The 16,235-nt window shown below is 72.1% G+C and carries 11 protein-coding genes and 1 pseudogene; all 12 read left to right on the top strand.

From position 1 onward, the window contains the following. Positions 1-56 precede the first annotated feature (56 nt). The gene (locus ACQHII_RS01095) at positions 57-1,595 is read left to right on the top strand and encodes an APC family permease (RefSeq protein ID WP_427917361.1); all 1,539 of its coding nucleotides are present in this window, start codon (positions 57-59) and stop codon (positions 1,593-1,595) included. A 42-nt stretch (positions 1,596-1,637) separates the two neighbouring features. Then, a complete protein-coding gene (locus ACQHII_RS01100) occupies positions 1,638-2,339 on the top strand; it encodes an aldehyde dehydrogenase family protein (RefSeq protein WP_427917362.1) in 702 nt (233 codons plus the stop codon). 64 nt (positions 2,340-2,403) lie between these two features. Further along, complete coding sequence (locus ACQHII_RS01105; protein WP_427917363.1) at positions 2,404-4,509, top strand: acetate--CoA ligase family protein; 2,106 nt, start codon at positions 2,404-2,406, stop codon at positions 4,507-4,509. Further along, complete coding sequence (locus ACQHII_RS01110; protein ID WP_427917364.1) at positions 4,493-5,647, top strand: acyl-CoA dehydrogenase family protein; 1,155 nt, start codon at positions 4,493-4,495, stop codon at positions 5,645-5,647. Before ACQHII_RS01105 ends, ACQHII_RS01110 begins: the two co-directional genes overlap by 17 nt. Positions 5,648-5,675: 28 nt before the next feature. Next, positions 5,676-6,701 carry an NAD(P)H-dependent flavin oxidoreductase gene (locus ACQHII_RS01115; RefSeq protein WP_427917365.1) on the top strand — a complete coding sequence of 342 codons (1,026 nt, stop codon included), beginning with the start codon at positions 5,676-5,678 and terminating at the stop codon, positions 6,699-6,701. Positions 6,702-6,746: 45 nt separating this feature from the next. After that, on the top strand, positions 6,747-7,205 hold the full coding sequence (locus tag ACQHII_RS01120; protein WP_427917366.1) for a hypothetical protein: 459 nt from the start codon (positions 6,747-6,749) through the stop codon (positions 7,203-7,205). 227 nt (positions 7,206-7,432) lie between these two features. Beyond that, a pseudogene (locus tag ACQHII_RS01125) lies at positions 7,433-7,747 on the top strand (low temperature requirement protein A); the annotation flags it as partial. A gap of 43 nt (positions 7,748-7,790) precedes the next feature. Then, on the top strand, positions 7,791-8,129 hold the full coding sequence (locus ACQHII_RS01130; RefSeq protein WP_427917367.1) for a hypothetical protein: 339 nt from the start codon (positions 7,791-7,793) through the stop codon (positions 8,127-8,129). A gap of 191 nt (positions 8,130-8,320) precedes the next feature. Further along, positions 8,321-8,746, top strand: a complete 426-nt coding sequence (locus tag ACQHII_RS01135; protein ID WP_427917368.1) for a hypothetical protein — start codon at positions 8,321-8,323, stop codon at positions 8,744-8,746. A 197-nt stretch (positions 8,747-8,943) separates the two neighbouring features. Then, the gene (locus ACQHII_RS01140; RefSeq protein WP_427917369.1) at positions 8,944-10,179 is read left to right on the top strand and encodes a PP2C family protein-serine/threonine phosphatase; all 1,236 of its coding nucleotides are present in this window, start codon (positions 8,944-8,946) and stop codon (positions 10,177-10,179) included. Between the two features lie 271 nt (positions 10,180-10,450). Further along, on the top strand, positions 10,451-11,317 hold the full coding sequence (locus tag ACQHII_RS01145; protein ID WP_427917370.1) for a DUF4132 domain-containing protein: 867 nt from the start codon (positions 10,451-10,453) through the stop codon (positions 11,315-11,317). Then, the gene (locus ACQHII_RS01150; RefSeq protein ID WP_427917371.1) at positions 11,314-16,206 is read left to right on the top strand and encodes a DNA-binding protein; all 4,893 of its coding nucleotides are present in this window, start codon (positions 11,314-11,316) and stop codon (positions 16,204-16,206) included. The genes ACQHII_RS01145 and ACQHII_RS01150 overlap by 4 nt, the downstream gene beginning before the upstream one ends. Positions 16,207-16,235: the final 29 nt, after the last annotated feature.

Consider the following 16,235-nt stretch of genomic DNA (forward strand, 5'->3'; position numbering starts at 1 on the left):
AATCAGTCATTGCGTTTTCTTGTCGGTACCCGTAGACCAATAGATCGGGAGTGGCAATGACCTCCGATGCGCAACTCCAAGTGCGAGCGGCCCAGACGGACAAGGGCCTGCGCTCCGGCGCGCTCTCCATGGCCACCAGCCTCATCCTCGCCGTGGCCTCCGCCGCGCCCGCCTACAGCCTCACCGCCACGCTGGCCTTCGTCGTCGGCTACGTCGGCTTCCAGGCCCCGGCCGTCGTGGTGCTCGCGTTCATCCCGATCCTGTTCGTCTCCTTCGGCTACGCCGCGCTCAACCGCCGCGATCCGGACTGCGGCACGATCTTCACCTGGGCCACGCGCTCCCTGAACCCGAGCCTCGGCTTCCTCGGCGGCTGGGCGATCATCGCGTCCTTCGTCCTGGTGATCGGCAGCCTCGCGCAGGTCGCCGGACAGTACGTGTTCCTGCTGGCGGGCGCGGAGAACATCGGTTCGGATCCGGCGAACTGGCGGGTGCTGCTCGCCGGGCTCGGCTGGCTCGCGCTGATGACCCTCGTCTGCTACCGCGGTATCGAGATCGCGGCGGCGGTCCAACGCGCCCTGCTCTTCCTGGAGTTCGGCATGCTGGTGGCCCTGTCCGTGGTCGCGCTCGTCAAGGTGTACGCCGGCAACGCGCCGCCCGGCACCCGGCGGCCGAGTCTGTCCTGGCTCAACCCCTTCGAGGGGGCGTCCCTGAGCGCGTTCGTCAGCGCGCTGGTGCTGATGCTGTTCATCTACTGGGGCTGGGAGACGGCGCTCACCGTCAACGAGGAGACCACCGACCGCCACCGCATTCCCGGCCGCGCCGCGACCTGGTCCACGGTGCTGCTGGTGTTGCTCTACCTCCTCGCCACGTTCGCCGCGATCTCCTTCGCCGGCATCGGCGACTCCGGGATCGGCCTGAACAACCCGGACAACTCGGGGGACGTCCTGTACGGCTTCGGCACCGCGGTGTTCGGGTCGAGCGGATTCGGCTCGGTGCTGTGGCACCTGCTGATCCTCATGGTCCTCACCTCGGCCGCCGCCTCGACGGAGACGACCGTACTGACCCTGAGCCGCACGATGCTGTCGATGGGCGACCAAGGCGCGCTCCCCCGCGCACTGGCCCGGGTGCACCCGCGCTTCCGCATCCCGCACGTCGGCACGATCGCGGTCGGGGTCATCGGCGCGGTGGTGTACGTGGCCCTGAACTTCCTAGGCCACGGTCTCGTCCTCGGCGACGCGGTGTCCGCCTGCGGGGTGCTGATCGCGTTCTACTACGGCCTCACCGGCCTCACCTCCGCCTGGGTGCACCGCGCCGGACCGCGCGCCAGGGCGGCGGACCTCTGGCTGACCGTCGTCCTCCCCTCGATCGGCGGGATCGTCCTGCTCGCTGCGGGAGCCTGGAGCCTTGTCCAGGCATGGGACCCCATCAACAGCGGTACGAGCTGGACCCTCCCCTTCTCCTCGGGATCACGCGTCGGCGGCACGTTCGTGATCGGCATCGGGACGGTCCTGCTGGGACTGCTCGCCCTCCTGCTCTGCCGACGCCTGTATCCCGCGTTCTTCGCCCGCCGGTCGACTCCCGCGACCCAGGCCTGAGTTCGAACTCTCCGACCTACGACCCCTTGAGGTTGATTGCCCATGACCCTGCATGGCGCGGGGCAGCCCGCGTATCAGGTCGTCGATCCCACGACCGGTGAACCGGTCCGCTCCTTCCCCTACGCCACCGACACCGAGGTCGTCGAGATCCTGGACGCCGCACAGTCGGCGTACCTCGACTGGCGGGGGCGCACCGTCGCCGCCCGCGCGACTCTCGTCCGCCGCGCGGGCGCCGCTCTCCTACGGCGCTGCCGCGAACTGGCCGCGACCATGCGGCTGGAGACGGGCAAGCCGCTCTCCGAAGGAACCGACGAGATCGAGTACTGCGCGTCGGTCTTCGACCCCTACGCCGACCAGGGCCCCGCTCTGCTCGCCGACTCGGCCCGGTACTTCCCCGCCGTCCTCGTGGACGTCACCGAGAACATGCGGGCCTGGCACGAGGAACTCTTCGGGCCGGTCGCCGTCGTCCACCGCGTCAAGGACGACCAGCACGCGGTCGACCTGGCCAACTCCACCCCGTACGGGCTCGGCGCCGCCGTGTTCAGCGCCGATCCCGAACAGGCGCGCCGCGTCGCGGAGCGGCTGGAGACCGGCATGGCGAACATCAACACCCCGTCCATGGACGGACCCGAACTGCCCTTCGGCGGCGTCAGGCGTTCCGACTTCGGCCGCGAACTGGGCCCGGGAGTCAGCGAGTTCATGAACAAGCGGCTCGTCTGTACGGCGGTGCGGCCCCATGTCTGATCAGCTCGGGATCACAGTTCACCGCTCTGGCCCGCCGTCGGCCCCTGCGACCGGGAGACCTTCCGTGTCCTTTCCGCAGGCATTCGTCGACCCCTCGTCCGTCGCCGTCGTCGGGGCGACCGAGGACCGCGCCAAATGGGGCTACTGGCTCGCCACCGGCGCCCTCGCGGGTGCTGATCGGCGGAAGGTGTGGCTGGTCAACCGCCGTGCCTCGCACGTGCTGGGGCAGCCCTGCCGTCCGACAGTGGGCGACCTTCCGGGGACACCCAATCTCGTCGTCGTGTGTGTGCCGCCGGAGCACGTCCTCCCCGTCGTCCGGGACGCCCTGGCCAAGGGCTGCCGCGCATTCCTCGCCATCACCACGGGACTCGGCGCCGACGAGGCCGAACTCGCCGCGCTGCTGCGGGAGTCGGGCGCGCGGATGATCGGGCCGAACAGCCTCGGGCTGTTCAACGCAGCCACCCAACTCCGGCTCGCCTGGGGGACGTTCACGCCCGGGAGTCTGGCGATCGTCTCGCAGAGCGGCCAGTTGGGCTCCGAGATCGCCGGGCTCGGCGCGCGGGCCGGACTGGGCGTGTCGCGCTTCTACTCGGTCGGCAACCAGCTCGACGTAGGGGCCGTCGAGGTACTCGAATCGCTCGTCACCGACGAACACACCACCACGGTGGCGCTCTATCTGGAGAGCTTCGCGGACGGAGCACGCATCGTCGCCGCCCTTGCGGCCCTCCGCCGCGCCGGCAAGCACGTGCTGGTGCTCACCACCGGTGCCAGCGAGGGCAGCCGTCGGCTGGCGCGGTCCCACACCGGTTCGATGACCTCGGCGCTCGACGTCGTCGACGCGGCGTGCCGCGCCGCCGGAGCCCTCCGGGTGGCGTCACCGCGCGAACTGGTCGACCTTGCAAGGGTGTTGGACGCGACCGCACCGCCGTGCGGACGCCGGGTCGCGATCATCAGCGACAGCGGCGGACAGGGCGGGATCGCCGCCGACCTCGCCGCCCACCGGGGTCTCCACGCGCCGGTCTTCACCGACCGGCTACAGACCGGCCTGCGTGCCCTGCTCCCCGCCGCGGCGGCGGTGTCCAATCCGGTCGACCTCGCGGGCGCGGGGGAAGCGGATCTCCAGGTCTACGCCCGGGTCGTCGAGTTGGTGGCCGCCTCCGGCGAGGTCGACTCGATCGTCCTGTCGGGGTATCTGGGCTGCTACGGCGAGGACTCACCGAGCCTCCTGGACGCCGAGTCCGCCGTGATCGACCGCCTCGGCAGCCGTACGGACACTGCACACGTGCCTCTGGTCGTGCACAGCATGAGCGCCGCATCGCACGCGGTCACTCGGCTGCGTGAGCACCGCGTCCCGGTCTTCGACACCGTCGACGCGGCCCTGGGCGCGCTGGGCCACGTGACCCGGCTGGGCGGACAACCCCGGCCCACGGCGACGACCGTACGAACCGAAACGGCGGTCCCCGCGCCGGGCTACTGGGCGGCCCGTACGTTCCTCACCGCACTCGGCATCGCGATGCCCGAAGCGAGGCGGGTCACCGACGCGGCCGGGTTCGCGGAGGCCTGCGCGTCCCTGCGACCGCCACTGGTGCTCAAGGCCGGCTGGATCGAGCACAAGAGTGAACACCAGGCCGTCAGAACCGGGTTGGGAGCGGACACCGCCGCCGCTGCGTTCCGCGAGATGTACGAGCGGCTCGGACCGGGCGAGTACGTCGTCGAGGAGCAGGACACGCGGCCGGGCGTCGTCGAGATGCTGATCGGCGCCCGCCGGGACCGTGACTTCGGTCCGACCGTGGCCGTGGGCCACGGCGGAGTCCACGCCGAACTCTGGCGTGACGTGTCCCTGGAGCTGGCACCGGTCGACCGGCGAACGGCGGCCGGGATGCTCGACCGGCTGCGTTCACGCCGACTGCTGGACGGCTGGCGGGGACGGCCGGCGGTCGATCTCGACGCCCTGATCGACGCGATCGTCGCCGTGTCCGAGGCGATCGCGGGCACCCCCGGTCTGGCGGACATCGAGGTCAACCCGATCCGGGTCGGACCCGAGGGCGCACTCGCCGTGGACGCGCTCGTCGTCTCCCATGCCGCAGAAGCCGTACCAGAGACAACCGGGGCGAACTGCCACCGGGAAACCACCGAGGAGCAGGAGATATCGCGTGAGCACGTCCACTGAGCCCTGGCCGCTGACCGATGAGCAGCGGGCGATCGTAGAACTGTGCCGGGAGTTCGCCGCGAACGAGATCCGGCCGCGCGGGCGCGAGGTCGACGAGCGGGACATCGAGTCGCCGCTGGACATCTTCCGGGCCGCGGCCAAGGTCGGCATCACCGACTTCATGCTGCCCGAGGAGTACGGCGGCGGCGGATTCACCGATGTCGTGACCCAGTGCCTGGTCCAGGAGCAGATGTGCTGGGGCGACCCGGGCATCGGCAACTTCGTCTGCTCCAACGGTTTCTTCGCCGATCCGCTGCTCGCGCTCGGCACCGAGGAGCAGAGGATGGAGTGGCTGCGTCCGCTCGCCGGTCCGAACCCGCTCTACACGGCGCTGGCGACGACCGAACCGGAGGCGGGTTCCGACGCCGCGTCCATCGTCACCACCGCCGTCCGGGTCGAGGGCGGATACTCGATCAGCGGGCAGAAGGCGTGGATCTCCAACGCGGGGCTGGCCGACCAGTACGTGGTGTTCGCGAAGACCGACCCCGGTCGAGGTTCCTCCGGGGTCACCGCCTTCCTGCTGCGCAAGGGTGCCGAGGGGATGAGGTTCGGCGAGCCCATGCGCAAGATGGGGCAGCGCGCGATCGTCTGCCGGGAGATCTTCTTCGACGAGGTGTTCGTGCCCGAGTCCGACCGGCTCGGGGACGAGGGGCAGGGTTTCCGCGGGCTGATGAGGACGTTCGACATCTCGCGGATCGTGCTGGCCGCGGCGGCGACCGGAGCGGCCCGCGCGGCCTACGAGTACGCGCTCGACTACGCCCGCGAGCGCAAGCAGTTCGGGAAGCCGATCGTCGAGCACCAGGCCGTGGCGTTCCGGCTGGCCGACATGGCCACCCGCATCGAGTCCGCGTGGCTGCTCACCCTGCACGCGGCCCGGCAGCTGGACGCCGGGGCGGACGCCACGAAGGTCGCGGCCATGGCCAAGCTCCAGGCCTCGGAGACCGCGATGGCGGTGACCTGGGGTGCCGTACAGACCCTCGGCGGCTGGGGTTACTCGCGCGAGTTCCCGGTCGAACAGTGGATGCGCGACGCCAAGTTGGAGGAGATCGAGGAGGGCACCTCGGACATCATGCGGCTGATCATCTCGCGGCGCCTCTGACGTTCACGCCCCCGGCTACAGGAGTGACATGACCTTCCAGAACGAGTTCACGGAGATGTTCGGGGTCGAACATCCCATCGTGTGCGGCGGGATGCTCGCGGTGGGGACCGCGGAGCTGATCTCGGCCGTCGCGAACGCCGGCGCGCTGGGGTTCCTCAGCGCGCTCACCCAGCCCACCCCGGAGGCGCTCGCCAAGGAGATAGCCCGCTGCCGTGAACTGACCGACAGGCCGTTCGGCGTCAACCTCACCATCCTGCCCACCATCGAGCCGGTGCCGTACGACGACTACCGGGCCGTCATCGTCGACTCGGGCGTGAAGATCGTGGAGACGGCGGGCAGCAACCCCGGGCCGCACCTGCCGGCGTTCAGGGCGGCCGGGGTGAAGGTCGTGCACAAGGCCGTCGCCGTCCGGCACGCGCTCAAGGCCGAGGCGCTGGGCGTCGACGCCGTCAGCATCGACGGGTTCGAGTGTGCCGGGCACCCGGGGCAGGACGACGTCCCCGGGCTCGTCCTGATCCCGGCCGCCGCCCGCAGGCTGCGCATCCCGATCATCGCGTCGGGCGGCTTCGCCACGGGTTCCGGTCTCGTCGCGGCGCTGGCGCTCGGGGCGTGCGCGATCAACATGGGGACCCGGTTCGAGGCGACCGAGGAGGCGCCGATCCACCCGAACGTGAAGGCGCGGATCGTCGCGAACGACGAGCGCGGCACCCAGATCGTGTTCCGGGAGTTCGGCAACACCGCCCGGGTGGCGCGCAATGCGGTCTCGCAGGACATCGCGCGCCTCGGCGCGCTCCCCGGGGCCGCCTTCTCCGACGTCGCCGACCTCGCCTCCGGGAGGCGTGGCAGGCAGCGGGTGCTGCGTGAGGGCGATGTCGAGGGCGGAATGTGGTGGGCCGGTCAGGCGCAGGCCCTCATCGACAGCGTGGAGAGCTGCGAGACGGTGGTCCGCACGATCGTGGCTGACGCGGAGGACATCATCCGCGACCGGCTACGGGGGCAACTCGTATCGTCGGCCCGGACGGCTCCGGCGGGAACAGGTGGCATACCGTACTGACGCCCCTCCCCGCCCAGATCCGATCCGCTTCGGAGGCCCCGCCCCATGGCCCGCCTGTACGTCCGCTCCGGCATCGCCCCCGATGCTCCGGACGCGGCCTTCCCCATCCTGGTCGTCGATCCGAACGGCACCCCGGGCGAGCGAGCGCTGGCCCGGCTCGGCGGGCACTGTTACGAGGGCGACGGGGCCTTCTACCTGGTCCGGACGGACGGCTGGGCCGAGCGGTCGCTCGACGCCGGACGGCTCGTGGTCGCCATCGCTGTCCACCCCGTGCCGCTCCGGCAGACGGGCGCGGACCTCGCTGACTTCCCCGAACGGTCGGCGATCGACCCCGACGCCGTACTGGTCCTGGAAGCCCGGACGACAGCCGATCCCGCACTCTGCGCGCGCCTGAGCGAGCCGACGGCCCTGTTCACCGCGGGACCCGACGTCACGCTCGACGATCTCCTCGCGGACGACGAGGAGTGGCCGGTCATCCTCGCTCCCCCACCCTCCGAGGCCTGACCGCCGCCGCGACAGGGCGTGGTGATGCGGTGAGCGATGGCGACACGACCGCACCGGCACCGCTACCGACCTCCGAGGAGAACCGGCACGCCAGTTGGCTGTAGCTGCTCTTCGACCTGGTCGCCGTGGCGGGTGTGGCACAGATCGCGCACCTGCTGCACGGTGTCCCGGACGTGTCCGATCTCGGCCTGTACGCGCTGCTGTTCCTGGCCTTCTGGACGGCTTGAATCGTCTTCACCCTCTACGCCAACGTGGCCTACGAGCACACCCACGTCCGTACGGTGCTGGCCGCGATGTTCGGCATGGCCGTCATGGCCGCGGCGGTACCGGGGGTGCACGAGGGCGACGACCAGCACGCGCGCGTGTTCGCCCTCGCCTACGTCCTGATCTGGGGGCTGGCGAGCCGGGCCTGGCAGCACCGTCGCCAGATCCTCGTCGACTGGCCGGCCGCCCAGATGTCGCTCGACGTGATCCCGTGGATCGTCTCCCTCTGGGCGCACGACCCCACACGCTACTGGCTCTGGGCCCTCGGTATCGCCCTCGATCTGTACGTCTTCCGACGCGGAGTGGGACAGGAAGCTGTACGTGCTCGCCGTCGCGGCGTTCTTCCTGCTGGCCAAGCTGTGGGCGTTGTCCTTCGAGCACGGCTATGCGGGCGTGCTGCCCTCCCGTGCGGGACTGCCCCTGCACTGTTTCGTGTCCGGTTGCCTCGCCGCGCTGGGAGCCGCGGCCGGGCAGCTGGACACGCTCCCGGACGCCACCCGGTGGCTGCTGTGCTCGTCGTCGGCCGGGTACTTCCTGCTCAGCGGGCTCGCCTGGCTCGGCAAGGCCCACCGGAACGGCAGTGGCTGCTGTCGTTGGCGCTCCCCTGCTGCGTACTGCCCCTGCTGCTGGCGGCGCTCGGCACCCATGTGCGCACGGTGACCGTGGTCTGGCTGCTCGTCCTGATCACCCTGTGGCCGATTCTCTACGAGCGGCTGGTGACGAGGTCGTCGAAGGAGGCCGTGGGGACCGGGACTTGAGCCATGGGGCGAGGTTGTACCGGTGGCGCGGACTCGGGCAGGCTGACTTCCCCGTCGCCAGGAGGAGCGGGACGACCAGAAGGAGTCTCCGGCATGATCGACTGGGTGCCTCTCCGTACCGGAGCACGGCCCGTCCCCTCGCCCATGGCCACGCCACTGGTCTGGGCGGCGGCATCCGGTGGCGCGTTGGTGCTGGTGGCACTGCTCAACGCGCTGATAGGTCCCGATCGGCCCTCGCCGGCGCTGGTCGCGCTGTCCCTGCTCTCCGTGGTGCTCGGGCTCTGCGCCCGTTTCACGGCGGCTCCCGGCACCGCGGTGCTGTGCTGGCTCTTCCTCAACGGCTTCGCCATACCGCCCGCCGGCACGCTCAGCTGGGCCGGACACCGCGACACCATCTGGCTCGCCTGCCTCCTCACCGCCGCCCTGCTGGGCACGGCTCTGGCCCGCCTCCGCCACGCCCGGGCCGCCTACCGCCGGGTCACCGCAGGCGTCACCGACGCGACGGACACCGGATCATGAACGGAGTGGCCGCTCGTCGGGCAATACCATCGCCCGGCCGCCCACGCCTGCCCGCGCGAGCAGGCCACTCTGTCGGGTGACGGCCGGGGGCATCATCGCTGCTTGCCGGACCGAAAAGTGCCGTTTCCGGGCTTCATGGCCAGATCCCTCTTATCGTGGAGCGACACAGTGACCATCGGCGTCGAAGCGGGCAGGCCATGCAGGATCCGGATCCGGAGATCGACTACGCGGCGGTCTTCCGCGACCTGCCCGGCATGGTGGCACTGCTCACCCCGGAGCTCGTCTACCTCGACGCCAACGAGGACTTCCAGCGCCTGTCGGGACGCAAGCGCGAGGAACTGGTCGGCCGCTACATCTTCGACGTCTTCCCCGAGAACCCCAAGGACCCGGCGGCGGCCGGCATGCGCGAGACCCGGGAGTCGATGCTCCGCGCGGTGACCACCGGGGAGCGCGACACCATGGCCCTGCTCCGCTACGACATCGAGGACCCGCCGCTGTCCGGCCGCTGGGTGGAGCACTTCTGGAGCCCGGTCAACGCTCCCGTCCGCGGCCCGGACGGCGAAGTGATGCTGATCGTGCACCGGGTCGAGGAGGTCACCGAGTTCGTCCGCGGCTTCGACGGCCGGTCCGACGACAGCCGGGCCCGGGCACTGGAGGCCGAGCTGTACACCCGGGCACGTGAGCTGCAGCAGGTCAACGAGCGGCTGCGCACGGCCCACGCCCATGAGCGCGAGGTGGCCCTCACCCTGCAGGCGGCGATGCTGCCCCCGCCACGACCCGTCGGCCACCACCGGGCGGCCGTCCGCTACCGGCCCGCTGTGGGCGCGCTGAACGTCTGCGGCGACTGGTACGACCTGGTCGACCTGCCCGACGGCGGGATGGCGGTCGCCGTCGGTGACGTCGTCGGACACGGCCTGGCGGCGGCCTGCGCCATGGGCCAGCTGCGCAGCGCCCTGAGCGCGGCCTGCCGGGTCGCCGACGGGCCGGGTTCCGCCCTCGAGGCCCTCGGTCTGTACTCCCGTTTCGTCGAGGGCGCCGAGTCGGCCACCGCGGTCACGACGTTCATCGACTGGGACGACCACACCATCACCTACAGCTGCGCGGGCCATCCGCCGCCGGCCCTGCTCGATCCCGACGGCACGGTGACCTTCCTCGACCAGGCCACCGACCCGCCGCTGGGTGCCATGCCCGAGCATGTCGGCCGGGTGCAGACGAGCGTGCCCTTCGCCGAGGGCGCCACCCTGGTGCTGTACACCGACGGGCTGATCGAGCGTCGCACGGAGGACATCGACCGGGGCCTGGCCCGGCTCGCCGACTCCCTCGCCCACCACCGGCACGCGGAACCCGAGTCCCTGGCCGACGCCCTGCTCGCCGACCTGCTCCCGGCCGAGGGCAACACGGACGACACGGCCCTGATCGTGCTGCGTCTGTGACGGTCCGTCCGTTCCATACAAGGGGCCGTGCTTTGGCCTGAACTCGTGGCCCGGTGAACCGCCCGCGGGGCCTGTGCGCGTACGCGGAACGGGCATGGCCGGGCGCCTCGTTGACCGGTTTCGCCAATGGCTTTTCGTAGCCCGTCCACAGCTTCCCCGGCCGATTGTCAGTGATCGCCGCTAACGTTCCGCTTGTCGTCGCACAGATGTCGGGACGCCCGGCTGAACTGTGCTTTCTTCGGGCTGTGTTGATGCGGAAGGCGGGGGCATCGTGGGTTGGCTGTCGGCGGGTGACGGGTATGAAGTCGCCCTGGTGGAGGGGCGGGTGGCGGCGCGTGCCACCGGGGGCCGGTCGGCGGGACGGCAGTTGAAGTCCCTGCCGCGCGCGCTCAAGGACCACCCGGAGGTGGACCGGCTGCGGCGGTTCGCCGAATGGCTGGATCGGCACGCCGCGGGGTGCGTCGCGCAGGTCGACTCCTGGATGGTGTCGTCGCTGCCCGTCCCGACCTGCCTGCTGGTCCGGGTGTGGCCGGACGAGGCCTGGCAGTCGGCCCTGCGCGACCTCGCCGTGGTCGGCGACGACCCGGACGAGGTCGGCTTCCTCCGGGGCACCACCGAGGACGGCGAGCTGCGGGTGGTGAACCTCGACGGCGAGACGGTACGGCTGTCCCCGCGCACGGTGACCCTGCCGCACCCGGTGCTGCTGCCGGACCTCGACGACATCCGGGAGTTCGCGGCCGAGTTGGGCATCGTCCAGCGCGTCGAGCAGATCCACCGGGCGACCTGGCAGCGCCCCGACGACTTCGCCCCCAAGGCCACGGAGATACGGGAGTTCGCCGGCGGCTCCTTCCGCTCGCGCTTCGCCCTCGCCGCGCGCGCCACTTCGCTGGGCTACCGCGTGTCCGGCGGCTACTCCACGGCCCGGGTGCGTGACGGCGGGCGCACCGTCGAGGCCTCCGTGTGGATCGGGGAGCCGTACTGGGAGGACACGGTGGAGACGGGGAGCCTCAGCTGGCAGGACCAGGACGGCCGTGCCCTGCCGTTGCGGGAGGTGGGACCGGTGGCCTGGTCCGAGGGGATGCGGATGGCGGCGGCGCTGTACGCCGGGCGTGACATCGAGGAAGGCAAGAGCGCATGAGCGGGGGGACGCAGGTGTCGTACGAGGACATGCTCGCGGCCGGGGCGGTGCTGCCGCCGGACGCGGCGGGCGCAGGTGAGCGGGCGGTGCCGCTGACGGCGCGCACCTATACGCACCCGGGTCTCGACGACCGGGTGGTGGTGCGGCTGGTCGCCGGTGAGCTGGGCGCGGCGGAGGACCTGGCCGCCGGTTTCCTCGGCCTGGAGCAGGCCGCCGAACCGGCCGTCGTGGGGCTGGGGTTGCGTCAGTCGCTGGGCTTCCCGGAGTGGGTGCTGGTGCACCACCCCGAGGACGGACACCACGCGCTCGGTGTCGTCCCGGACCTGGAGCGGGCGGCCCGGCAGGCGAAGTCCCGGCCCAAGGCCGCCCTGGACGCCTATGTGGAACTCGGCACGCGGCTGGCGGCCTCCGTCCCGCACTTCCTGCCGACCTTCTACGAGCAGGCGGGCCGGATGTTCCTGGCCGAGGAGAACGCCACCTACGCGGCCCAGTTGTTCACCCGGGCCCGCAAGGCCGAGGCGGAGCACGGGCTGGTCATCGAGGAGGACCGGCTCGACGCGGTGTTCCTGGAGTTCGCCCTGGCGGGCGCGCTGCCGGTGAAGGTGCTGTCCGCCTACGGCAAGGAGCTGTCCGCGCGGGTGCCCGCCGAGGAGGCGCTGCGGCGTTTTACCCGGCTGTGTCTGCGCCGTACGGCGGGCGGTCTGCCGCCGTCCGCTCAGATGGCGGGCGACCTGCGCAAGCTGGCGCGCGCCGCGGGGCAGGACGCCGACCTCGCCGAGCAGGACTACTTGTCCGAGCTGCTCGGTCTGCCGGCCACGCTGCGTGCCGCGGCCGGCTGGTGGAAGGGTCACCGTGCCGCGCTGGTGGCGCTGGCCGCGCGGGAGCGGCAGGTGCGCGGCACCCTGCTGGACATGATTCCCGCGGGATACGACCACGAGATGCCCGCGCTGTGGCTCCAGGTGCTGGCGGACTCCGGTGCCACGGCGGGGTTGTGGGACGCCGCGCTGCCCGAGGAGGAGCGTCCCCGGGACGGCACGGCGGGCTGGCTGGAGCGTTTCCTGACGTTCCGTGAGCGGGCCCGGTCCTGGCGCGCCTCGACCCGGATGCCGGAGCTGTACCCGCTCGTGGAGCGGACGGCGGACCGGCTGCGGGCCGAACTCGCCGCGTCCGGCGGTGCGTTGAAGGTCACCCACGACATCGACCTGATCGACCTGCTGCTGTCCCTGGACGTACCGGTGGCGGCTCCGGAGCGGGACCTCGCCCTGCCGCTGGAGCAGTGGGCGCAGGGCGACGGGCACCGGGACCTGCTGCTCCTGGGCGCCGACGCGCGGTTCCACGGCGCCTTCCTGAAGGGCGCGGACCGCTTCGGCGACAACGACTCTGGACTGCGGGCGATCCGGCTGCTGGCGCAGTCGCCCGGCTGCCGTCCGCTGCTGGCCCAGTGGGTGCGTACGGTCGTCGAGCGGTTCACGGCGGTCGGTCTGCCTCAGCTGCCCGACGCCCTGGCCCGGCTGAAGTGGCTGCCCGCCGAGGCGCTGGTGCTGGCCGAGGCGGACGTCCGCGCGGCGGTCGCCACCGACCTCGCCCCCGTACTGGCGCGCACCCTGCGGGCCGGTCTCTTCGACGAACTCGGCTGGCCCGCCTGGGAGGAGGCGGCGGCCGCTCTCGTGCCGAAGGACCGGGTGGAGGACCTGATCGTCGCCGACGCCTGGCCCCACCTCGTGGTGGCCGGCGAGGCCCAGGCCCGCGTCATCGGCGCCGAGGGCACCCTGCTCACCCACGATCTGCGCATCCCCGCGAACGACCGGTACGGAGACCCCGGTTTCCACCATGTCGACGGCGAACTCCTCGTCTACTGGAACAGCCGCAACGACGGCCTGCGCGGCTACTGGCACCCCCGTGCCGACCGAGTGGAGAAGCTGGAAGGCCCGCGCGGTACCCGCGGCATCGAAATGGACTGGTACAAGGGCAACTTCCCCATCTCCCTGCCGCTGCCCGGCGGCGGCCGGACCACCGGTCGCGGTGTGCTGCACGCCGGCGACACCACGGTGCCCGAGGAGCGACCGCTGCTCTTCGACGGTTCCAGCTACTGGGTCTGGCAAGCGGATTCGGAGGACCCGGAGGCGCGCGGCTGGTACGAGTACGACCCGGCCGCCGACGAGCGCGGACGCATGAGCAGGCCCGCCTTCCTCGCCGACGCGCTGCGTGACGCCCCCACGGGCAGCGCCTTCGCCGGCGGCAGGCTGCGCCCCTCCCCCACGGTCGGCGCCGCCCCCGCCTCGGCGCCCGTCGACGGCCTTGTGGGCCTGCGCAGGCTCGAACTCCCCGACGGCTCCACGCGTGTCGAGGATCTCGCCGGGCACACCCTCACGCTGCCCTCCGAGGCGGGTCGGCCGTACACGCTGGTGATGTTCCCGGGCGCGGAGCGGCCCACCGCGGTCGTGCACAACGGCTGGCAGCTCGACCTGGTCGACGCGGACGGTGTCGTCACCGCCTGGGCGAAGACCGACCGTACGGCGGGCGTCTTCGGCGCGGGCACTCTGCTGCTGCCGCCGATGCAGTACTGGGAGTGCCTGACCCCGCGCGACCCGGCGGGCTCCACGGGACTGCGTCACATCGACCGGGACACCACCGCAGCGCTGCTGTCGGCCGCCGGCGACAAGGACCCGGAGGTGCTGTCCGGCGCGATCCGCACGCTGCTGCATGTCACCCATCCCGCCCTGCTCGCGGGCATCGCCGGGGTCGTGCGGTACGCGGCGGCCCAGCAGGCGGTCCTGGACGCGGCGGCGACCCGGCTCACCCTGGCCCTGGAAGGCGGGGTCCAGGACGAGGGTCCGGCCGGTCCGACGGACAGCGCGCTGCGCGACGCGATGAGCGGTCTCGGCGCGTCCACCGGCTACTGGTGGAACCGCGAGGACCAGGCCGACACGGTCTTCCGTGCCCTGCGGGTGCTGACCCGTGCCGTCGGCGCCATCGACGGCGTAGCGGAACCGTCTGACGGCCGGCTCCACCTCGACGGGCCCGAACTGCCCGTCGGGCAGCCGGATCTGCGCAGCCTGGTCGGGCGGGCGACGGCTCTCGCCTACCGGGCCGCGGCCGGCACCACCACCGACGAGCACCGCGAGGTGCTGCGACAACTGCTCGCCGTATTCGACGGGTTGGGGCTGGGAGGGCCCGACCGCTGGCGCAAGGTGACCCTGCACCTGGACGCGCACCGGCTGCGGCTGGCCTCGGGCGACCGCCGGGAGGGTTCCTGGAACGGCCTCCTGCCGTTGGCGGACGGCGCGTTCGTCGCGGTGACCGGCCACGGTGGGCTGGACGACGACGGCTGCGGCTTCACCGGCCTCTTCCACGATCCGGCTGGACGGTTCGCCGCACCGGAGCCCTACAAGCTCCTGGCCTGCGACCCGGTCACCGAGGACGAACGCGCGGGCCGGCTCGGTGCGTTCCTCACCGCGCTCGCCGAGCGCGGTCCGGCACCGTGGTTCCCGGACGCGGCCGAGGAGTTCGCCCGGCTGACCGGTGTCACCGAGACGATGGCCCGGCTCGTCGTCGCCGGGCTGCCGGGAGTCGACGCCTACGAGCGGACCTTCCTCACCGCCGAGGCGCGCACCGTCATCGGGGTGAAGGTCGCCCCGGCGGCGGTCGCCAAGGACGAACTGCGTGCCCTCGACAGTGCCGTCCGCGCCGCGGTGGTGGCCGCGCTGCTGCCCGCCGACCCGGTGCGGCTGTGGACCGAGGGCCCGGACGTGGCGGCGGGCGCCGCGGTGTGGAACAGCAGGCTCGGCAAGCGTCCCGCCATCCCGGAGAACCTGCTGAGCGACTGCATCCGCGCCTTCAAGCACGCGCCGTGGCCGGTACGGGAGGCGCTGCCCGCCCTGCTGGACCCGGCCCGGGCCCCGCAGCTCAGCCGGGATCTGCGCTGGGAGGTCGTCGGTGACCGGGTGCGGCCCGTCGGCGACGACACGGCCGGGTTCACGGTGCAGACCCTGGTCGGCTCGGTCGGTCTGGCCGCGTGGCTCGCCCACCGGCTGCCCGCGGGCGACCCGATCCGGGCCGCGCTGCCGCCCGCGCTCACCGCCGTGCGCCAACGCCTCGCCGCCTCCGGGCTCATGCTCGACCTCGGCCAGTACATCAACCTCCCCGCGTTCCGGAAGACGGCGGGCACCCCCACCGAGACCGGTACGGGCTTCGAGCGCTACGGCGCCGTCGTCCTCGCCACGCACGACGACCAGCCGGCCCCGGGCATCCGGGTCGACCTCCTGGACGAGGCCGGCCAGGATCCCTATCTGCCCGCGACCCGCGTCAACGACCAGCCGTATCCGGCCGAGGTGGCCCTGCGTCTGGTCCGCGACCCCCGTTTCGCGGCCCTCCTCGCCGATCCCGGCGAGCCGATCGCGGGCGAGTGCGACAAGGAGGGCACCTGGTGGCCGCAGGACCCGGGCCGCTCCGTGCCCGACCTGGTCGTCGAGGTGGCCAAGGAGTACGGCCTCGGCGAGGACGCGGCCACGCTGTATCTGATGCTGCTCGCCATGCCCGATCCGACGGACCGCACGACGGCCCGGTGGACGGGCTGGAAGCCGGCCCGGCTCAAGGCGGCCCGCGCCGAACTCGCCGCCACCGAACTCGTGGTCGAGGCCACCAGGACCAGGGCCGGCCGCTCGCTCTTCCTGCCCGGCGGCTGGGCCGAACAGCCGTCCCCGCGCGTTCCTCTGGAGCGCTGGAAGCTGCCCCTGTTCGACCTCGTCGACGGTGATCAGGCGCGCCTCGGCGTGATCGTGCCGACCGAACCGGCCGCGGACCTCTACCGCAGGGCCTGGCAGCGCGTCCGGGAGGGCGACGCTCCCCGGTTCGAGGAGCTGAAGGTGCGACGGGGCCGCCGCCGCTGACACACGCCGTACCGGGGGGCGCCGGACAG

Origin of the sequence: Streptomyces sp. cg40 (assembly GCF_050320165.1) — a bacterium.
GTDB classification, from domain to species: domain Bacteria; phylum Actinomycetota; class Actinomycetes; order Streptomycetales; family Streptomycetaceae; genus Streptomyces; species Streptomyces hokutonensis.